Raw genomic sequence first — 12,956 nt, 5'->3', positions numbered from 1 at the left:
TCCCACAGGAGTCTTCGTACCTTCCACTACAATCAACAGAGTGTTAAAAACAAACACTGTTATTTAACACTGCCTTACATTAAAAGAGCCCCAAATTTGGGGCTTTTTACTTTCGAGGATAGAAATACATGACTCGGTCGTTAAACAAATGAAGTTCGCCTTGAAGTTTATTGGCAAGAAATTTACAAAATTCATTTGCTTTTCCTTTATCTCCATATGTAGATTGTTCGGGTAAAGTGACCTGAATATAGGTTTGGTCTCTCATTTCTCCATTCTCTAGGGAAACGGTTTCTTGATCTACTCCAATCAAAATGACATTATATCGCTCATGGTCGGATTGTAAGTAAAACCATTTATCTTTTCCTTCTGAGGTTTCTTTTATTTCATATGGGAATGCCGCATGATCATATTCCCAATCTAATTGAGCTCCTGTTTTGTTCAGGATGCTTTTATAATAATGGAATAACTCTTTTAATTCATCTATTGTAATTGTTTGTTTTGCGGATGAAGGCACCAGCTTAATATACGCATTTATAGCCATCATCTTTCCCCCTTTATTCAGCCGTAATTGTTATCTCTCTTATTCTAGCATTGATTAAAAATAAATGACAACAATATTAAATATTTCAACAATTTCTTGTTAATTAATGGAAAGTAAATTATAATAATATTCTAACTATTTATAAAGGAGGAGTAATATGGAGTTATTTTACAAGCTCTATGATGAGCATGAAAAGGTTAAGGTTAGGTTTATTGGGTTTACTACAGAGGATACACGATATGATTTTGGAATTATTTATACCAACATGTTTTTTGGAAAGCCTCTTGTTGTCTGCATGCAAACAGGCCGTTCAACTCTCCTCGACCCTAAAGACATTGAAGATATCGAACACCTTCAAAACGTATTCCGAATCCAAGATCAGCAGCAAGCCTTAGATTTAGCTGAGTTTTTTAAAAGCGCTTTACCAGAAATGCCGTTTGTTACAGAGTATGATTAATATGCGTTCGTGAAGGGGCTTATAGGCCCTTTTTTTATATGAAAAAAATTAAATGTGACATACAAATTGGGCTTGAAATTTTAAATGTGATATATTATTATTAATTCAAGGATGTTTTAAACGCTTTCATAAAATCATTTGAAATGGGGCTAGAACAGATGGGTACAATTGTATGTCAATCTTGCAACTCAACAATCGATCATTTTGAAGATGAAAAAGTATCAGTACTTTATTCAAAATGTAATTGCTGTTGCGATGACCATTCAAAAGATGAAAAATAACTAGTACATGATAGAAATAAATAAACAGGATTCCGAAACGGAATCCTGTATTTTTTATTTGATTGCTTTATATTCTTTTATGACTCGAATGAATTTAATTTCGTCATCTTCTGGACCTTGAACAGGTAACCCTGCTTCTAAGTTTTCCTTAATATAGTGGAGATTTTCTTTTGAAATAATCTCTCCAGGTATTAAGATTGGAATTCCTGGTGGATAAACCATCACAAACTCGGCAATAATTCTTCCCACCGAATCTTCGAAAGGAATAACCTCAGTTTCAGAATAGAACGCATCTCTTGGTGTAAGTGCCAGCAATGGGATTTCAGGAAGCAATACTTCGACTGGTTCTGTTTTCTCGGCGCGGTGCTCACATTCGTCAGCTAGCTCCTTTAAAGCATTTACCAACAAATCTCCTTCATAATTAGTATCACCAAATGTAACGATGCAAAGGATATTATATAGGTCCGATAACTCTACTTCAATATTATGTCTTTGTCTAAGCCATTTTTCCACTTCGTAGCCAGTAAGGCCTAAATCTTTGACAGAAATAATTAGCTTTGTTGGATCATAATCAAAGATTGCCTCTGAAGTAAGAATTTCTTCACCCGCACAATGCAGATGTTCAATTTGATTTATTCTTTTCCGTATGGATTGAGCTAATTCGATTGTACTGCTGATTAATTCTTTTCCTTTTTGCACTAGCTGTTTTCGTGAAACATCAAGTGATGCTAGGAGTAGATAGGAAGTTGATGTTGTCGTTAGCATGCTTAAAATGGATTGAATATGATTAACAGATACTAGACCCTCTTTGACATTAAGTATAGAGCTCTGAGTCATGGATCCGCCAAGTTTATGAACGCTTGTTGCAGCCATATCGGCACCGGCCTGCATAGCAGACAAAGGTAATTCATCATGGAAATGAATATGCACGCCGTGGGCCTCATCGACAAGAACTGGTACTTTATATGAATGGGCGATTTCAACAATTTTCTTTAAATCTGCTGAGATGCCAAAATAGGTTGGGTTAATAACCAAAACACCTTTAGCATCTGGATGCTCTATTAAAGCTCTTTCAACTGCTTCGGGTGTAATACCATGGGAAATGCCCAATTCCTTATCAATTTCAGGATGAATGAAAACGGGAATCGCACCTGAAAAAACAATTGCCGACATAACCGATTTGTGAACATTCCTAGGAACAATAATTTTATCCTCTGGTCCACAGACAGCCATCACCATAGTCATGATGGCACCGCTTGTACCTTGGACCGAAAAGAATGTATGATCAGCGCCAAATGCTTCTGCTGCAAGGTCTTGAGCTCTCTTAATCATTCCTTTTGGATGATGGAGGTCATCCAATGGTCCGATATTGATTAAATCAATGGATAAAGCATTATCACCAATAAATTGGCGAAATTCAGGATCCATTCCAGCACCTTTTTTATGACCTGGAATATGAAATTGTACGGGATTGCGTTTCGCATGTTCTACTAAACCGCTAAATAACGGTGTTTCCTGCTGGGACAATTTATAACCACACCTCTTTATTTATTAATTACATTGTATAATTAAGCAAAACAAAAAAGATTATAGCACTTTTATATCTAAAATGTATAGGTGTTTACGCTAATAATCATGAATTTTTTTAGTTACTTTAGTTTCCCAGAAAAAAAGGAAAATTAACCTTAAAAGCCGAAATAACAAATATCTATTATTAAGGGGGATATGGTATGAATTGGGAAACCCGTGTTACAAAACTCTTAAATATTCGCTATCCCATTATTCAAGGGGGATTAGCTTATTTAGCTTATTCAGAACTGGCCGCTGCGGTGTCAAATGCAGGGGGTCTTGGTCAAATAACAGCCATGTCATTGGGAAGCCCGGAATTATTGAGACAAGAAATTCATAAGGTTAAACAATTGACGACAAAGCCATTTGGTGTTAATTTTGCTATTGGTCAACATGGAAGACCGTTTTTAGATCTTTTACAGGTTGCAATGGAGGAGGAAGTACCTGTCATTTCGATGACTGGGGGAAATCCTGCCCCAATTCTTGAACAATTAAAGGGAACATCTATTAAAAAGCTTGTATTAGTTGCGGCTAAAAGGCAGGCCGTAAAAGCAGAGGAGCTTGGGGCGGATGCCGTAATGGTCGTTGGTCAAGAGGGTGGGGGCCATCTTGGTCGAGATGATATTGGAACGATGGTGTTAGTTCCGCAGGTAGTTGACTCAGTTTCAATCCCTGTCATTGCATCTGGAGGCATTGGAGATGGTCGGGGATTGATGGCGGCCCTCGGTTTAGGGGCTGAGGGTATTGAAATGGGCACGAGGTTCATTGCGACGAAAGAATGTATCCATGCCAATGAACTATATAAAAAAGCCATAGTTGAGGGCTCGGAAGCAGGAACGGTAGTTATAAAAAGATCTCTCGGTGCTCCAGCCAGGGCAATTTCTAATAATTGGACTGAAAAAATACTTGAAATTGAGCAAAATTCCGGTGGTTTTGAAGAACTAAAGGATTTTATCAGTGGAAGTGCCAATAAACGGTACATTTATGATGGAGTTGTCGAAGAAGGTTTTGCCTGGGCCGGACAAGTCATGGGACTCATTAAGGATGTCCCATCAGTTGCAGAATTGTTTGAGCGAATCATACATGTGGCGGAGAATATCCGTGAAAAATGGGGAAAATAGAATCTAAATGAAGTAAAGTCGGTGAAATGATGGAATATCAATACCCAATTGATTACAGTTGGTCCACCCAAGAGATTGTCGATGTGATTACATTTTTTGAGGCAGTAGAAAAGGCTTATGAAACAGGGGTAGAACGGGATCAGATGTTGGCTGCCTATCGACGTTTTAAAGAAATCGTACCAAGTAAAGCGGAGGAAAAATCTATTTGCAATGAGTTTGAAGATATAAGTGGATACTCTGCTTATAGGACAATTAAAAAATCAAAAGAGTCTGCTTCAGGTGATCGAATTGTAATGAAAAAGTAAAGCTCCCAATTTAGGGAGCTTTACTTTTTGACCGCTAGATTATAAAGAGGGGTTAAACTCTCAAATACTTTTTGGATTTTACTAATTAATTGCTCAGAATTTAATTGTATGGCATCATTTCGATCGATCACATAGCCACATAATAATTCCGCTTTTTTTACTGTTTGCAGGCGATCAAACATTGCTTGCAGCTCTTCTTTTGATAAAGTTTCATTTTGAATTGTCTCAGGTTTTGTATGATCCATAGACCAGACAAAATTCTTTGGAATATCCTTGTGAATCTTAGCGAGTTTTTCTGATAGACGTTTACCAATTTCTGCTTTATGTGGTGCCTCATAAATGACAGCGAACCAAATAAATAAATGAGTTTCCCAAAGACCAATTTGAAAATGAGGCAGCATTTTATATCCACGTGGATTATTAGCAAATGCGACCCATGTATCCTTTGGAGGATGAACGGTCCTTCGGGCATGTTTGGCAACATGTACAAACATTTCGTCACCTGTGAGTGTGGTAAGAGTTGGAGCAAAGTATTGTCCTAAACTTTCCAATTTTGGTCGGATTTTCATTTTAAGTGCTTCCATCCGTGGATCAAGTCCATCTATTGTAAATACGTCAAAATCTTCATTTGTAAATCTCGTGACTTCCATTCCTGTGTTACCTCCACTATTCAATTCCTTCATATTTTAACATATCAAGATAAGCTCAAGAAAATAAGCTGCTTTCTAGGTAAGAGCACATATTTGTTCCAATATTTCAAATTGGCTCATATGATACAGTAAAAAATATCTGAAAAGTAAGTTTAATAACGGATGGGAGGAGAGCAAGTGAAACAATTGATGAATACTTCATTAAAAAAAGTAGGCGAAAAAGAAAAAAAGGCTGTCTTACGTTTGGAAATGGATTATGAGCTTGCTGTGTTATTCGAGGCAATAGAAGAAAATGATGAAAAGAAAATTAAAGATTGCAAGCAAAAACTCGAGAAAATTCGATTGGAATTATTACGATTAAAGGCATTTTAACTACATTGGGTACAGGACTAATTTCTAAGGGGTAAAAATTTAGAATGAAACGAAATAAAAATGATTACTTTTAAAACGAACTCCAATGGTATGGGGGAGTTCGTTTATTATTGCGTCCTAAATATTTCTCTACATAAAATTGCAAAAAGTTGCTGGAGGAGTAAATTTGCATTAAGCTAAGATTACATTAGAAGGATTTTGCAAGTGAATACTACATACATTGAGAACATAAAAGAATCAAGATGACGGGAGGAACGATATGATTTGGGAAGAGATTTATTCCCATGCGAAGGAATGGGTGAAAGAGGCGGGGAACCGAATAAAAGCATCCTTCGATCAGACCTTGAATATTGAAACAAAGACAAATCCAAATGACCTAGTAACCAATATTGATCGAGAAACAGAGCAGTTCTTCATTCAAAAAATTAAAAAGGCCTATCCCGAACACAGAATCATGGGGGAAGAGGGATTTGGGGACGAAATAAATGATTTAAACGGTGTTGTCTGGTTAATCGACCCCATTGACGGGACGATGAATTTTATCCATCAACAAAGGAATTTTGCCATATCTGTAGGGATTTATGAGAATGGGATAGGCAAAATCGGATTGGTATATGATGTGGTTCATGATGAATTGTACCATGCTCAAGTTGGTAAAGGTGCCTACTTAAATGATAAACCATTACCGCGGCTTCAAGAGACTTCGGTACAAGAATCGATCCTTGCTCTAAATGCAACCTGGGTAATGGAAAATCATCGAATTGATCATAATTTATTAATTCCATTAGTAAGAGCTGCTCGAGGGACCAGGTCATATGGAACAGCTGCCCTTGAAATGATTTTTGTAGCAACAGGGAGAGTGGACGCCTATATTTCGTTGCGATTATCTCCTTGGGATTATGGTGGTGGGACCGTTATTGTGGAGGAACTGGGCGGAGTGGTTACAAACTTAAGAGGAAGAAAGCTCGACTTTTTGACGAAAGATTCTTTATTTGTCGCAAAACCTGGACTGCACGAAACCATTTTATCCGAGTATTTAAAAAATGGTGAATGGTAAAAAAAGGGCTTCAGCATTTGCTGAAGCTTTTTATAATTCTCCTCGTTCACGCATTTTCTTTTTGGTTGTGAACCCAAGACCCATTATGGAAATTAAAGCAAGAATACATCCAATTATTCCTAAAATACTTTCTTCGGCAATTGCCACGCCTATTCCCATAATGGCTGCCGCTGCCATTACGGCATAGATAAGTAAAACCCATTTAATTTGCTTCATTATTCATCCCCCTTATCTAAACTTATACCCATTATTTTATATAATACATAAAATGCTTTTAGGTTTCCACATGAACTGTGGTATAATGTTTTAGTTGTCTATGAGAAACTATAAATAACCTTCTTTATTGAATATAGTCAGGAGTGGAAATTTTTGAATACAAGAAACGATATCCGTAATATTGCAATCATTGCTCACGTTGACCATGGTAAAACAACCTTGGTAGACCAATTATTAAAACAAGCAGGAACATTTAGGACCAATGAACATGTTGAAGAACGCGCGATGGATTCTAATGATTTAGAAAGAGAACGCGGAATCACGATCTTAGCAAAGAATACGGCAATCCAATACAAGGATACCAGAATCAATATTTTAGACACGCCAGGACATGCCGACTTTGGCGGTGAAGTGGAACGAATCATGAAAATGGTTGACGGTGTATTGTTGGTTGTAGACGCATATGAAGGTTGTATGCCGCAAACCCGTTTTGTTCTAAAAAAAGCGCTGGAGCAAAATTTAACTCCAATTGTGGTGGTTAATAAAATTGACCGTGATTTTGCTCGTCCTGCTGAAGTAATTGATGAAGTAATTGATTTATTTATCGAACTTGATGCGACAGAGGATCAATTGGAATTCCCTGTAATTTATGCATCTGCCATCAACGGTACAGCAAGTATGAATCCTGAACAGCAGGATGAAAATATGCAATGTCTATATGAATCAATTATCGAGCATATTCCTTCACCAATTGATAATCATGACGAACCTCTTCAATTCCAAGTTGCTCTTCTCGACTATAATGAATATGTTGGAAGAATTGGAATAGGCCGTGTCTTCCGTGGAACGATGAAGGTTGGCCAACAGGTCGCCTTAATGAAACTGGATGGTTCAGTTAAGCAATTCCGTGTAACAAAGATCTTTGGCTTCTTTGGCTTAAAGAGGGAAGAAGTAGAAGAAGCAAAAGCTGGCGATTTAGTTGCAGTATCAGGTATGGAAGATATTAATGTCGGGGAAACCGTTTGTCCGATTGAGCAGCAAGAGGCTCTTCCTGTCTTAAGAATTGATGAACCAACCCTACAAATGACATTTGTTGTTAATAACAGTCCTTTTGCTGGTCGTGAAGGGAAATATTTAACTGCCAGAAAAATCGAAGAGCGGCTTCGTGCTCAATTACAAACGGACGTCAGCCTCCGTGTTGAAAATACAGATTCACCTGATATGTGGATTGTTTCCGGACGTGGAGAACTTCACTTGTCGATCCTTATTGAAAATATGCGTCGTGAAGGATACGAATTGCAGGTTTCAAAGCCTGAGGTTATCGTAAAAGAAATTGACGGAGTTCGTAGTGAGCCAGTTGAACGGGTGCAAATTGATGTACCTGAAGAGCATACAGGTGCAGTTATGGAATCCATCGGGGCTCGTAAAGGTGAAATGCTTGACATGGTTAATAATGGAAATGGTCAAGTTCGTCTTATCTTTAACGTGCCTGCGCGTGGGCTTATCGGTTATACAACTGAATTCTTAACACTTACTCGTGGATATGGAATTATTAACCACAGCTTTGACAGCTATCAACCAATGACACCAGGTCAGGTTGGCGGCAGACGTCAAGGTGTTCTAGTGTCAATGGAAACCGGGAAAGCATCTACCTATGGTATTATGCAGGTAGAAGATCGTGGGACTATCTTCGTTGACCCAGGTACGGAAATTTATGAAGGTATGATTGTCGGTGAACATACACGTGAAAATGATATCACCGTAAATATTACGAAAGTAAAGCATGCCACTAACGTACGTTCAGCTACCAAGGATCAAACCTCGGTGATTAAAAAGCCACGTATCATGACATTAGAAGAATCTCTTGAGTATTTAAATGAAGATGAATATTGTGAGGTTACTCCACAATCCATCCGCTTAAGAAAGAAAATCTTAGATAAGAGTGAACGTGAAAGAGTAGCTAAAAAGAAAAAAGTTGCAGAAATGAGCTAATCAAGCCTGGTTAAAGGATAGAGGAGGTTTTGACGTGAACGTAGCAGAAAGACTTTCATTCTTTGCTGCACTTTATAAGGTATCGGAACAGCCGAAAATAGGGATGTGGCTTCTTTATATAACAATCGTGATTTTATCCATCATTGTATATAAACTGGGTTTTGCCAAAAAGCTTCCTCTTGGAAAGTCGATTGTCATTTATATCTTTTTATGTCTAGGCTGTACCATTTTAACCTTTCTTGGGGCCTTTTTGCCAATTGCTGAAGGATTAGTTGTTGCAGCTCTAGTATTAATTATTTATAAAATTCGTTTACATCAATCGAAAAAACAACAAACGGAAGCAAAGTAGCGGGGGATAGAACATGAATTCCTTACAAGATGTCTTATATAATTGGCTAACCATTAAGGTAGTGTGCGATGCACGCCCTGATGATACCGCAGCACAGGAAACAAAGGCTCATTTTGATGAGATGCTAAAGTCTGAACGTCATGTTTCCAACATCGAAATCTCAACAGATGATTCTCTTTATTATGTATCTTATCAACATGAAGGAGAGACAAAAAAAACACGTTTCCCACGTGAATTAATCGAAGTCATGTTAGATCAAATTAATAAAGAACCGGAAAAATACGTGAATTGTCCGGTAAAAGACTAAAAAACCACAAGTTCCTTCATTCGAATTTTTGAAGGGACTTGTGGTTTTTACTTTCTGCTCACCATTCATCTTTTTCAGGACGTGTACGATAAAGCTTAAAGTTACCTGTGGAAATCCTGGCATTCGTTCTTTCAGTAATTCGTTCGCTGCAGTTATTGCACATATATGTATGGATAGGCCGATTTCGCAGGCGTTTGGCAACCGGGGACTCATCGGCAATCGATTCGATTTTATCGCAAATTACACATTTTACTCTCATGAAGTCACCTCATCTTTTTCAAATTCACACTGAATAAATATATTATACTATAGCAGCAGGTAATCTGATAGGTAATCAAAATATTTGTTAATTTGATGAATGAAAGTAATAATAGTAATATTAGAATAGCTGTTTTTAATTAATATAAGATGCAAAGGGGATTTAAAAAGTGGTAAATCAAGTAGAGCCAGGGCTTATTCAGCCTCTATATGATGAATTACAAAAAGAAAGATTTGTGACAGTAGCTACAATTGACCACGAAACAGGGTGGCCAAATGTAAGTGCAATTTCATGGGTGTTGGCAAAGGATGAAAAAACCATCTGTTTTGCGGTAGATGGACGTTCTCGAATTATCCAGAATATAAACCAAAACAATCGGATTGTGATTAATCTAATTGCTAACGAGTCTACCTATTCCATTCAAGGTGAGGCATCGATAAAAGAAGAGCGTCTAGAGGATGTTCCATTGAAGCTTGCATTAGTGGAAATGGAAATTAAAGAAGTCAGAGATGTGATGTTCTATGGCTCCAAAATTGTTTCCGAAGTTCAATACGATAAAACATATGATAAAAATGCTGCTGAAAAATTAGATAGGCAAGTGATGGAAGCAATGAGAAAAGCTTAGTGATAACTAAGCTTTTCTCATTTATTTGTGATAATTTGATTGTTTTTCCTGTTCTTTTCGTAACTCTTTCTCTTGTTCGTTGGGCAGTTTTTTTGCAGGTTTATCAGGTGCATTTTTGGGAGTAGGTGTGACCAAATCCCCCGGTATTTCAGGCATTAACCGACCAGCAACATCTGCGAGTTCCTCCATGATTCCCCTTATCGGTCTTCCTCTTTTTATATCACCCTGGATCTCCTTTAATCTTTCGGTTGTGTCTGCATCTGCTACAACAACAGCGTTGGCTCCATAGGGGTCTTTTTTTAGACTTTCAGCAACGGAGTATTTGATGGTTCCTACTTGGGACCGATCAATTTTTGAATTGACATCAATGCCGACAATTGCGTATTTCCCTAAAACAACTGCGGTTGCGTCATTTACATTAGGGACGCTTGTAGCTAGAGTTACCAAACGTTTGGAAATTTCTTGTCCTGTTTTCCGGTCAACACTTTCAATATAACTATTTTTTACCTTCACTAAAGATGAATCTTTACTTTCAGTGATGTCATTACGATTGTTGTTATTGCACCCTGCTAACAGTAAACAGATGAATGCAGCTATTAAGGTCCTTTTCATAAAAAACCTCCTAAAAGTATAATAAAAAAAGGGGTTAAATACGCTTAATCCTATCAATAGAAAGCGTTCTCACTAACATTTATTGTGTGGAACGCCTTCTATCTTTATTCCAATAAACATATATTTTACCAAAGTTCTTACAATAGGCATGTTTGATATTTTTAAACAAGCCGTACACCAACTACAAGCGGGAGGCGTACCTTTGAGTAAAATATACGTGTTAGATACAAATGTCTTACTACAAGACCCGTATTCCATTTTTTCCTTTGAAGATAATGAAGTTGTAATACCTGCAGTAGTACTTGAGGAAGTGGACTCAAAGAAAAGGTATATGGATGAGGTAGGAAGAAATGCTAGGCAAGTATCCAGATTAATTGATGGTCTAAGGGCCTCAGGGAAACTTCATGAAAAGATCCCACTGGAAAACGGGGGGTCAATCAGAATTGAACTGAATCATCGAAGTTTTCATGAACTTCAAGATATCTTTATCGAAAAAACAAATGATAACCGCATTTTGGCGGTAGCTAAAAATTTATTCTTAGAAGAGCAAACTAAGGAAAATGGGAAACCGGTGATCCTGGTAAGTAAGGATGCATTAGTAAGAGTAAAGGCAGATGCGATTGGACTGGATGCTGAAGATTTTTTAAATGATCGTGTGGTTGAAATTGACCATATTTATACAGGTTTTCTCGAGGTGTATATCCCAATTGATTTATTAAGCCGCTTTTATGAAAAAGGTGAGCTGTTTCTTTCTGAAATTGCTAACCATCCTTTTTATCCAAATCAATTTTTGATCATGAAGGATGCCCTTGGAAGTTCGGCCTCAGCCATAGGGATGGTGAATCGAACAAGCAAAAAGGTAAATAAGTTAGTGCTAAATCAGGAACATATATGGGGAATTCACTCGAGAAATGTTCAGCAGACAATGGCCATTGAATTGCTGCTTCGAAAGGATATCCCACTAGTGACCTTAATTGGGAAGGCAGGGACAGGTAAAACATTATTGGCCCTAGCTGCAGGGTTAATGCAAACAGAGGACTTTCATGAATATAAAAAGCTATTAGTTGCACGTCCAATTGTCCCAGTAGGTAAAGACTTAGGATTTTTGCCTGGGGAGAAGCAGGAGAAATTACGGCCATGGATGCAGCCAATTTATGATAATCTGGAATACCTGTTTAATACAAAGAAGCCGGGTGAATTGGATGCTATTTTGGCAGGTATGGGTTCCATTGAAGTGGAAGCATTGACCTATATCAGGGGAAGAAGCCTTCCAAAACAATTTATTATAATAGATGAGGCTCAGAATCTGACAAAGCACGAGGTGAAAACAATCCTAACCCGTGTGGGAGAAGATAGTAAAATTGTCTTAATGGGAGATCCTGAACAAATAGATCATCCTTATTTGGATGCATATAATAACGGCCTTACCTATGTAGTAGAAAAGTTTAAAGACCAAGTCATGTCCGGGCATGTGAAATTATTAAAAGGTGAAAGGTCTGGATTAGCAAGAATTGCTGCGGATCTACTATAGCCGCGAATCGAAAAAACGGGCGCCAAAATGGCCCCCGTCTATTTTAAAGAGAAACCAATTACATTTTTAATAGGATTATCCTTATTAGAACCATCACCAAAGTAAGCATGAACAGGACCGTCTTCGTTAAGGGGCTTACCGTTTAGAGAGAACCCGCAAATGACCTCAATACCTTGTGTTAAAGGCATCTCCGTGTCACCCGATTTCGTGTGGATGACCAAAACCGTTGCGTCGGCGTTAGGCTGGGCATTATGTAAAAAAGGCTTTAAGGGCATCCCAAATGTTCCCGTCAACAATTTTACTTTTTCAAATTTTTTTTCAGTCTTTAGTGTTGGCGGGAAAATGGCTCCTTCCATAATTTCGCGGTCCCAGTGCTTAGAAACAGCTTTTGTGTATTCCTCAAGTTCATTTGCTGACTTTTTTTCCTCGGTAAAATAGGTTGTTAAATCAAGTTTACGATCATCAAAAATCCAAGTACCAGGATCTAACGTGATCTGAAAGGTTACTTTTCCTCGTATCATAATGATATTTTCCATTTTGCATACCCCCTTATGTCTCACAATCATTAGTATAGCTTTTTTCTGAAAGAAAGTCATAAAACTTAAATTGACATGATAATAAGCTTATTGTTCTTGCATTTTTCGGTGGTTAACGGTAAAATTTATAGATAAGTTGAATAATCGCTCTGAAATGGGGGGATCAATGTTGGCGT

Annotated in this window: 18 protein-coding genes; 11 read left to right on the top strand and 7 right to left on the bottom strand. The window is 37.7% G+C overall.

Going from position 1 to position 12,956, the window contains the following annotated elements:
- Positions 1 to 106: 106 nt before the first annotated feature.
- Complete coding sequence (locus V7083_RS09640; RefSeq protein WP_335477310.1) at positions 107 to 541, bottom strand: DUF1885 family protein; 435 nt, start codon at positions 539 to 541, stop codon at positions 107 to 109.
- A 157-nt stretch (positions 542 to 698) separates the two neighbouring features.
- Between V7083_RS09640 and V7083_RS09635 the strand changes: the two genes are divergently transcribed.
- Together V7083_RS09635 and V7083_RS09630 are read left to right on the top strand one after the other, a co-directional pair.
- Positions 699 to 998 (top strand): DUF3055 domain-containing protein, encoded by a 300-nt coding sequence (locus V7083_RS09635; protein ID WP_335477309.1) that lies wholly within the window; start codon positions 699 to 701, stop codon positions 996 to 998.
- Between the two features lie 158 nt (positions 999 to 1,156).
- Complete coding sequence (locus V7083_RS09630) at positions 1,157 to 1,279, top strand: GapA-binding peptide SR1P (RefSeq protein ID WP_335477308.1); 123 nt, start codon at positions 1,157 to 1,159, stop codon at positions 1,277 to 1,279.
- A gap of 54 nt (positions 1,280 to 1,333) precedes the next feature.
- On the opposite strand, the gene V7083_RS09625 is transcribed toward V7083_RS09630, so the two are convergent.
- Positions 1,334 to 2,806 carry an aminotransferase class I/II-fold pyridoxal phosphate-dependent enzyme gene (locus tag V7083_RS09625; protein WP_335477307.1) on the bottom strand — a complete coding sequence of 491 codons (1,473 nt, stop codon included), beginning with the start codon at positions 2,804 to 2,806 and terminating at the stop codon, positions 1,334 to 1,336.
- A 203-nt stretch (positions 2,807 to 3,009) separates the two neighbouring features.
- Here V7083_RS09625 and V7083_RS09620 point away from each other — a divergent pair, with 203 nt between their 5' ends.
- Positions 3,010 to 3,969, top strand: coding sequence for an NAD(P)H-dependent flavin oxidoreductase (locus V7083_RS09620; RefSeq protein ID WP_335477306.1), 960 nt, complete (start codon positions 3,010 to 3,012; stop codon positions 3,967 to 3,969).
- Positions 3,970 to 3,998: 29 nt separating this feature from the next.
- A complete protein-coding gene (locus V7083_RS09615; protein ID WP_335477305.1) occupies positions 3,999 to 4,274 on the top strand; it encodes a UPF0223 family protein in 276 nt (91 codons plus the stop codon).
- Positions 4,275 to 4,294: 20 nt separating this feature from the next.
- On the opposite strand, the gene V7083_RS09610 is transcribed toward V7083_RS09615, so the two are convergent.
- Positions 4,295 to 4,924, bottom strand: a complete 630-nt coding sequence (locus V7083_RS09610; protein WP_335477304.1) for a YktB family protein — start codon at positions 4,922 to 4,924, stop codon at positions 4,295 to 4,297.
- A 177-nt stretch (positions 4,925 to 5,101) separates the two neighbouring features.
- On the opposite strand from V7083_RS09610, the gene V7083_RS09605 reads away from it, so the two are divergent.
- Complete coding sequence (locus V7083_RS09605) at positions 5,102 to 5,296, top strand: hypothetical protein (RefSeq protein ID WP_335477303.1); 195 nt, start codon at positions 5,102 to 5,104, stop codon at positions 5,294 to 5,296.
- A 259-nt stretch (positions 5,297 to 5,555) separates the two neighbouring features.
- Positions 5,556 to 6,353, top strand: a complete 798-nt coding sequence (locus tag V7083_RS09600) for an inositol monophosphatase family protein (RefSeq protein WP_335477302.1) — start codon at positions 5,556 to 5,558, stop codon at positions 6,351 to 6,353.
- Positions 6,354 to 6,383: 30 nt separating this feature from the next.
- On the opposite strand, the gene V7083_RS09595 is transcribed toward V7083_RS09600, so the two are convergent.
- Positions 6,384 to 6,569 (bottom strand): YlaF family protein, encoded by a 186-nt coding sequence (locus V7083_RS09595; RefSeq protein WP_335477301.1) that lies wholly within the window; start codon positions 6,567 to 6,569, stop codon positions 6,384 to 6,386.
- A gap of 153 nt (positions 6,570 to 6,722) precedes the next feature.
- On the opposite strand from V7083_RS09595, the gene typA reads away from it, so the two are divergent.
- From typA to V7083_RS09580, 3 genes are read left to right on the top strand one after another with little or no spacing between them, the layout of a single operon-like run.
- A complete protein-coding gene (typA, locus tag V7083_RS09590; protein ID WP_335477300.1) occupies positions 6,723 to 8,561 on the top strand; it encodes a translational GTPase TypA in 1,839 nt (612 codons plus the stop codon).
- Between the two features lie 34 nt (positions 8,562 to 8,595).
- Positions 8,596 to 8,910: a YlaH-like family protein gene (locus tag V7083_RS09585; RefSeq protein ID WP_335477299.1), complete on the top strand. Its 315-nt coding sequence runs from the start codon at positions 8,596 to 8,598 to the stop codon at positions 8,908 to 8,910.
- Positions 8,911 to 8,923: 13 nt separating this feature from the next.
- Complete coding sequence (locus V7083_RS09580; RefSeq protein ID WP_335477298.1) at positions 8,924 to 9,217, top strand: hypothetical protein; 294 nt, start codon at positions 8,924 to 8,926, stop codon at positions 9,215 to 9,217.
- Positions 9,218 to 9,275: 58 nt separating this feature from the next.
- Here the strand turns inward: V7083_RS09580 and V7083_RS09575 are convergent, their stop codons facing one another.
- On the bottom strand, positions 9,276 to 9,476 hold the full coding sequence (locus tag V7083_RS09575) for a YlaI family protein (protein WP_335477297.1): 201 nt from the start codon (positions 9,474 to 9,476) through the stop codon (positions 9,276 to 9,278).
- 169 nt (positions 9,477 to 9,645) lie between these two features.
- Here V7083_RS09575 and V7083_RS09570 point away from each other — a divergent pair, with 169 nt between their 5' ends.
- Positions 9,646 to 10,101 (top strand): pyridoxamine 5'-phosphate oxidase family protein, encoded by a 456-nt coding sequence (locus tag V7083_RS09570; protein WP_335477296.1) that lies wholly within the window; start codon positions 9,646 to 9,648, stop codon positions 10,099 to 10,101.
- A 21-nt stretch (positions 10,102 to 10,122) separates the two neighbouring features.
- On the opposite strand, the gene V7083_RS09565 is transcribed toward V7083_RS09570, so the two are convergent.
- Positions 10,123 to 10,713: a YhcN/YlaJ family sporulation lipoprotein gene (locus V7083_RS09565; RefSeq protein WP_335477295.1), complete on the bottom strand. Its 591-nt coding sequence runs from the start codon at positions 10,711 to 10,713 to the stop codon at positions 10,123 to 10,125.
- Between the two features lie 202 nt (positions 10,714 to 10,915).
- Here V7083_RS09565 and V7083_RS09560 point away from each other — a divergent pair, with 202 nt between their 5' ends.
- Complete coding sequence (locus tag V7083_RS09560) at positions 10,916 to 12,244, top strand: PhoH family protein (protein ID WP_335477294.1); 1,329 nt, start codon at positions 10,916 to 10,918, stop codon at positions 12,242 to 12,244.
- A gap of 38 nt (positions 12,245 to 12,282) precedes the next feature.
- On the opposite strand, the gene V7083_RS09555 is transcribed toward V7083_RS09560, so the two are convergent.
- Complete coding sequence (locus V7083_RS09555) at positions 12,283 to 12,780, bottom strand: peptidyl-prolyl cis-trans isomerase (protein ID WP_335477293.1); 498 nt, start codon at positions 12,778 to 12,780, stop codon at positions 12,283 to 12,285.
- Between the last annotated feature and the right edge of the window lie 176 nt (positions 12,781 to 12,956).

The organism is Bacillus sp. JJ1764 (assembly GCF_036962145.1).
Taxonomy (GTDB): domain Bacteria; phylum Bacillota; class Bacilli; order Bacillales; family Cytobacillaceae; genus Neobacillus.
This window is presented reverse-complemented; position numbering and strand designations above follow the sequence as displayed.

What these genes read in the sequence shown, in the direction of transcription:
- V7083_RS09640 (WP_335477310.1), bottom strand. Translation starts at nt 541, where the DNA reads ATGGCTATAAATGCGTATATTAAGCTGGTGCCTTCATCCGCAAAACAA.
- V7083_RS09635 (WP_335477309.1), top strand. Translation starts at nt 699, where the DNA reads ATGGAGTTATTTTACAAGCTCTATGATGAGCATGAAAAGGTTAAGGTT.
- V7083_RS09630 (WP_335477308.1), top strand. Translation starts at nt 1,157, where the DNA reads ATGGGTACAATTGTATGTCAATCTTGCAACTCAACAATCGATCATTTT.
- V7083_RS09620 (WP_335477306.1), top strand. Translation starts at nt 3,010, where the DNA reads ATGAATTGGGAAACCCGTGTTACAAAACTCTTAAATATTCGCTATCCC.
- V7083_RS09615 (WP_335477305.1), top strand. Translation starts at nt 3,999, where the DNA reads ATGGAATATCAATACCCAATTGATTACAGTTGGTCCACCCAAGAGATT.
- V7083_RS09610 (WP_335477304.1), bottom strand. Translation starts at nt 4,924, where the DNA reads ATGGAAGTCACGAGATTTACAAATGAAGATTTTGACGTATTTACAATA.
- V7083_RS09600 (WP_335477302.1), top strand. Translation starts at nt 5,556, where the DNA reads ATGATTTGGGAAGAGATTTATTCCCATGCGAAGGAATGGGTGAAAGAG.
- V7083_RS09595 (WP_335477301.1), bottom strand. Translation starts at nt 6,569, where the DNA reads ATGAAGCAAATTAAATGGGTTTTACTTATCTATGCCGTAATGGCAGCG.
- V7083_RS09580 (WP_335477298.1), top strand. Translation starts at nt 8,924, where the DNA reads ATGAATTCCTTACAAGATGTCTTATATAATTGGCTAACCATTAAGGTA.
- V7083_RS09575 (WP_335477297.1), bottom strand. Translation starts at nt 9,476, where the DNA reads ATGAGAGTAAAATGTGTAATTTGCGATAAAATCGAATCGATTGCCGAT.
- V7083_RS09565 (WP_335477295.1), bottom strand. Translation starts at nt 10,713, where the DNA reads ATGAAAAGGACCTTAATAGCTGCATTCATCTGTTTACTGTTAGCAGGG.
- V7083_RS09555 (WP_335477293.1), bottom strand. Translation starts at nt 12,780, where the DNA reads ATGGAAAATATCATTATGATACGAGGAAAAGTAACCTTTCAGATCACG.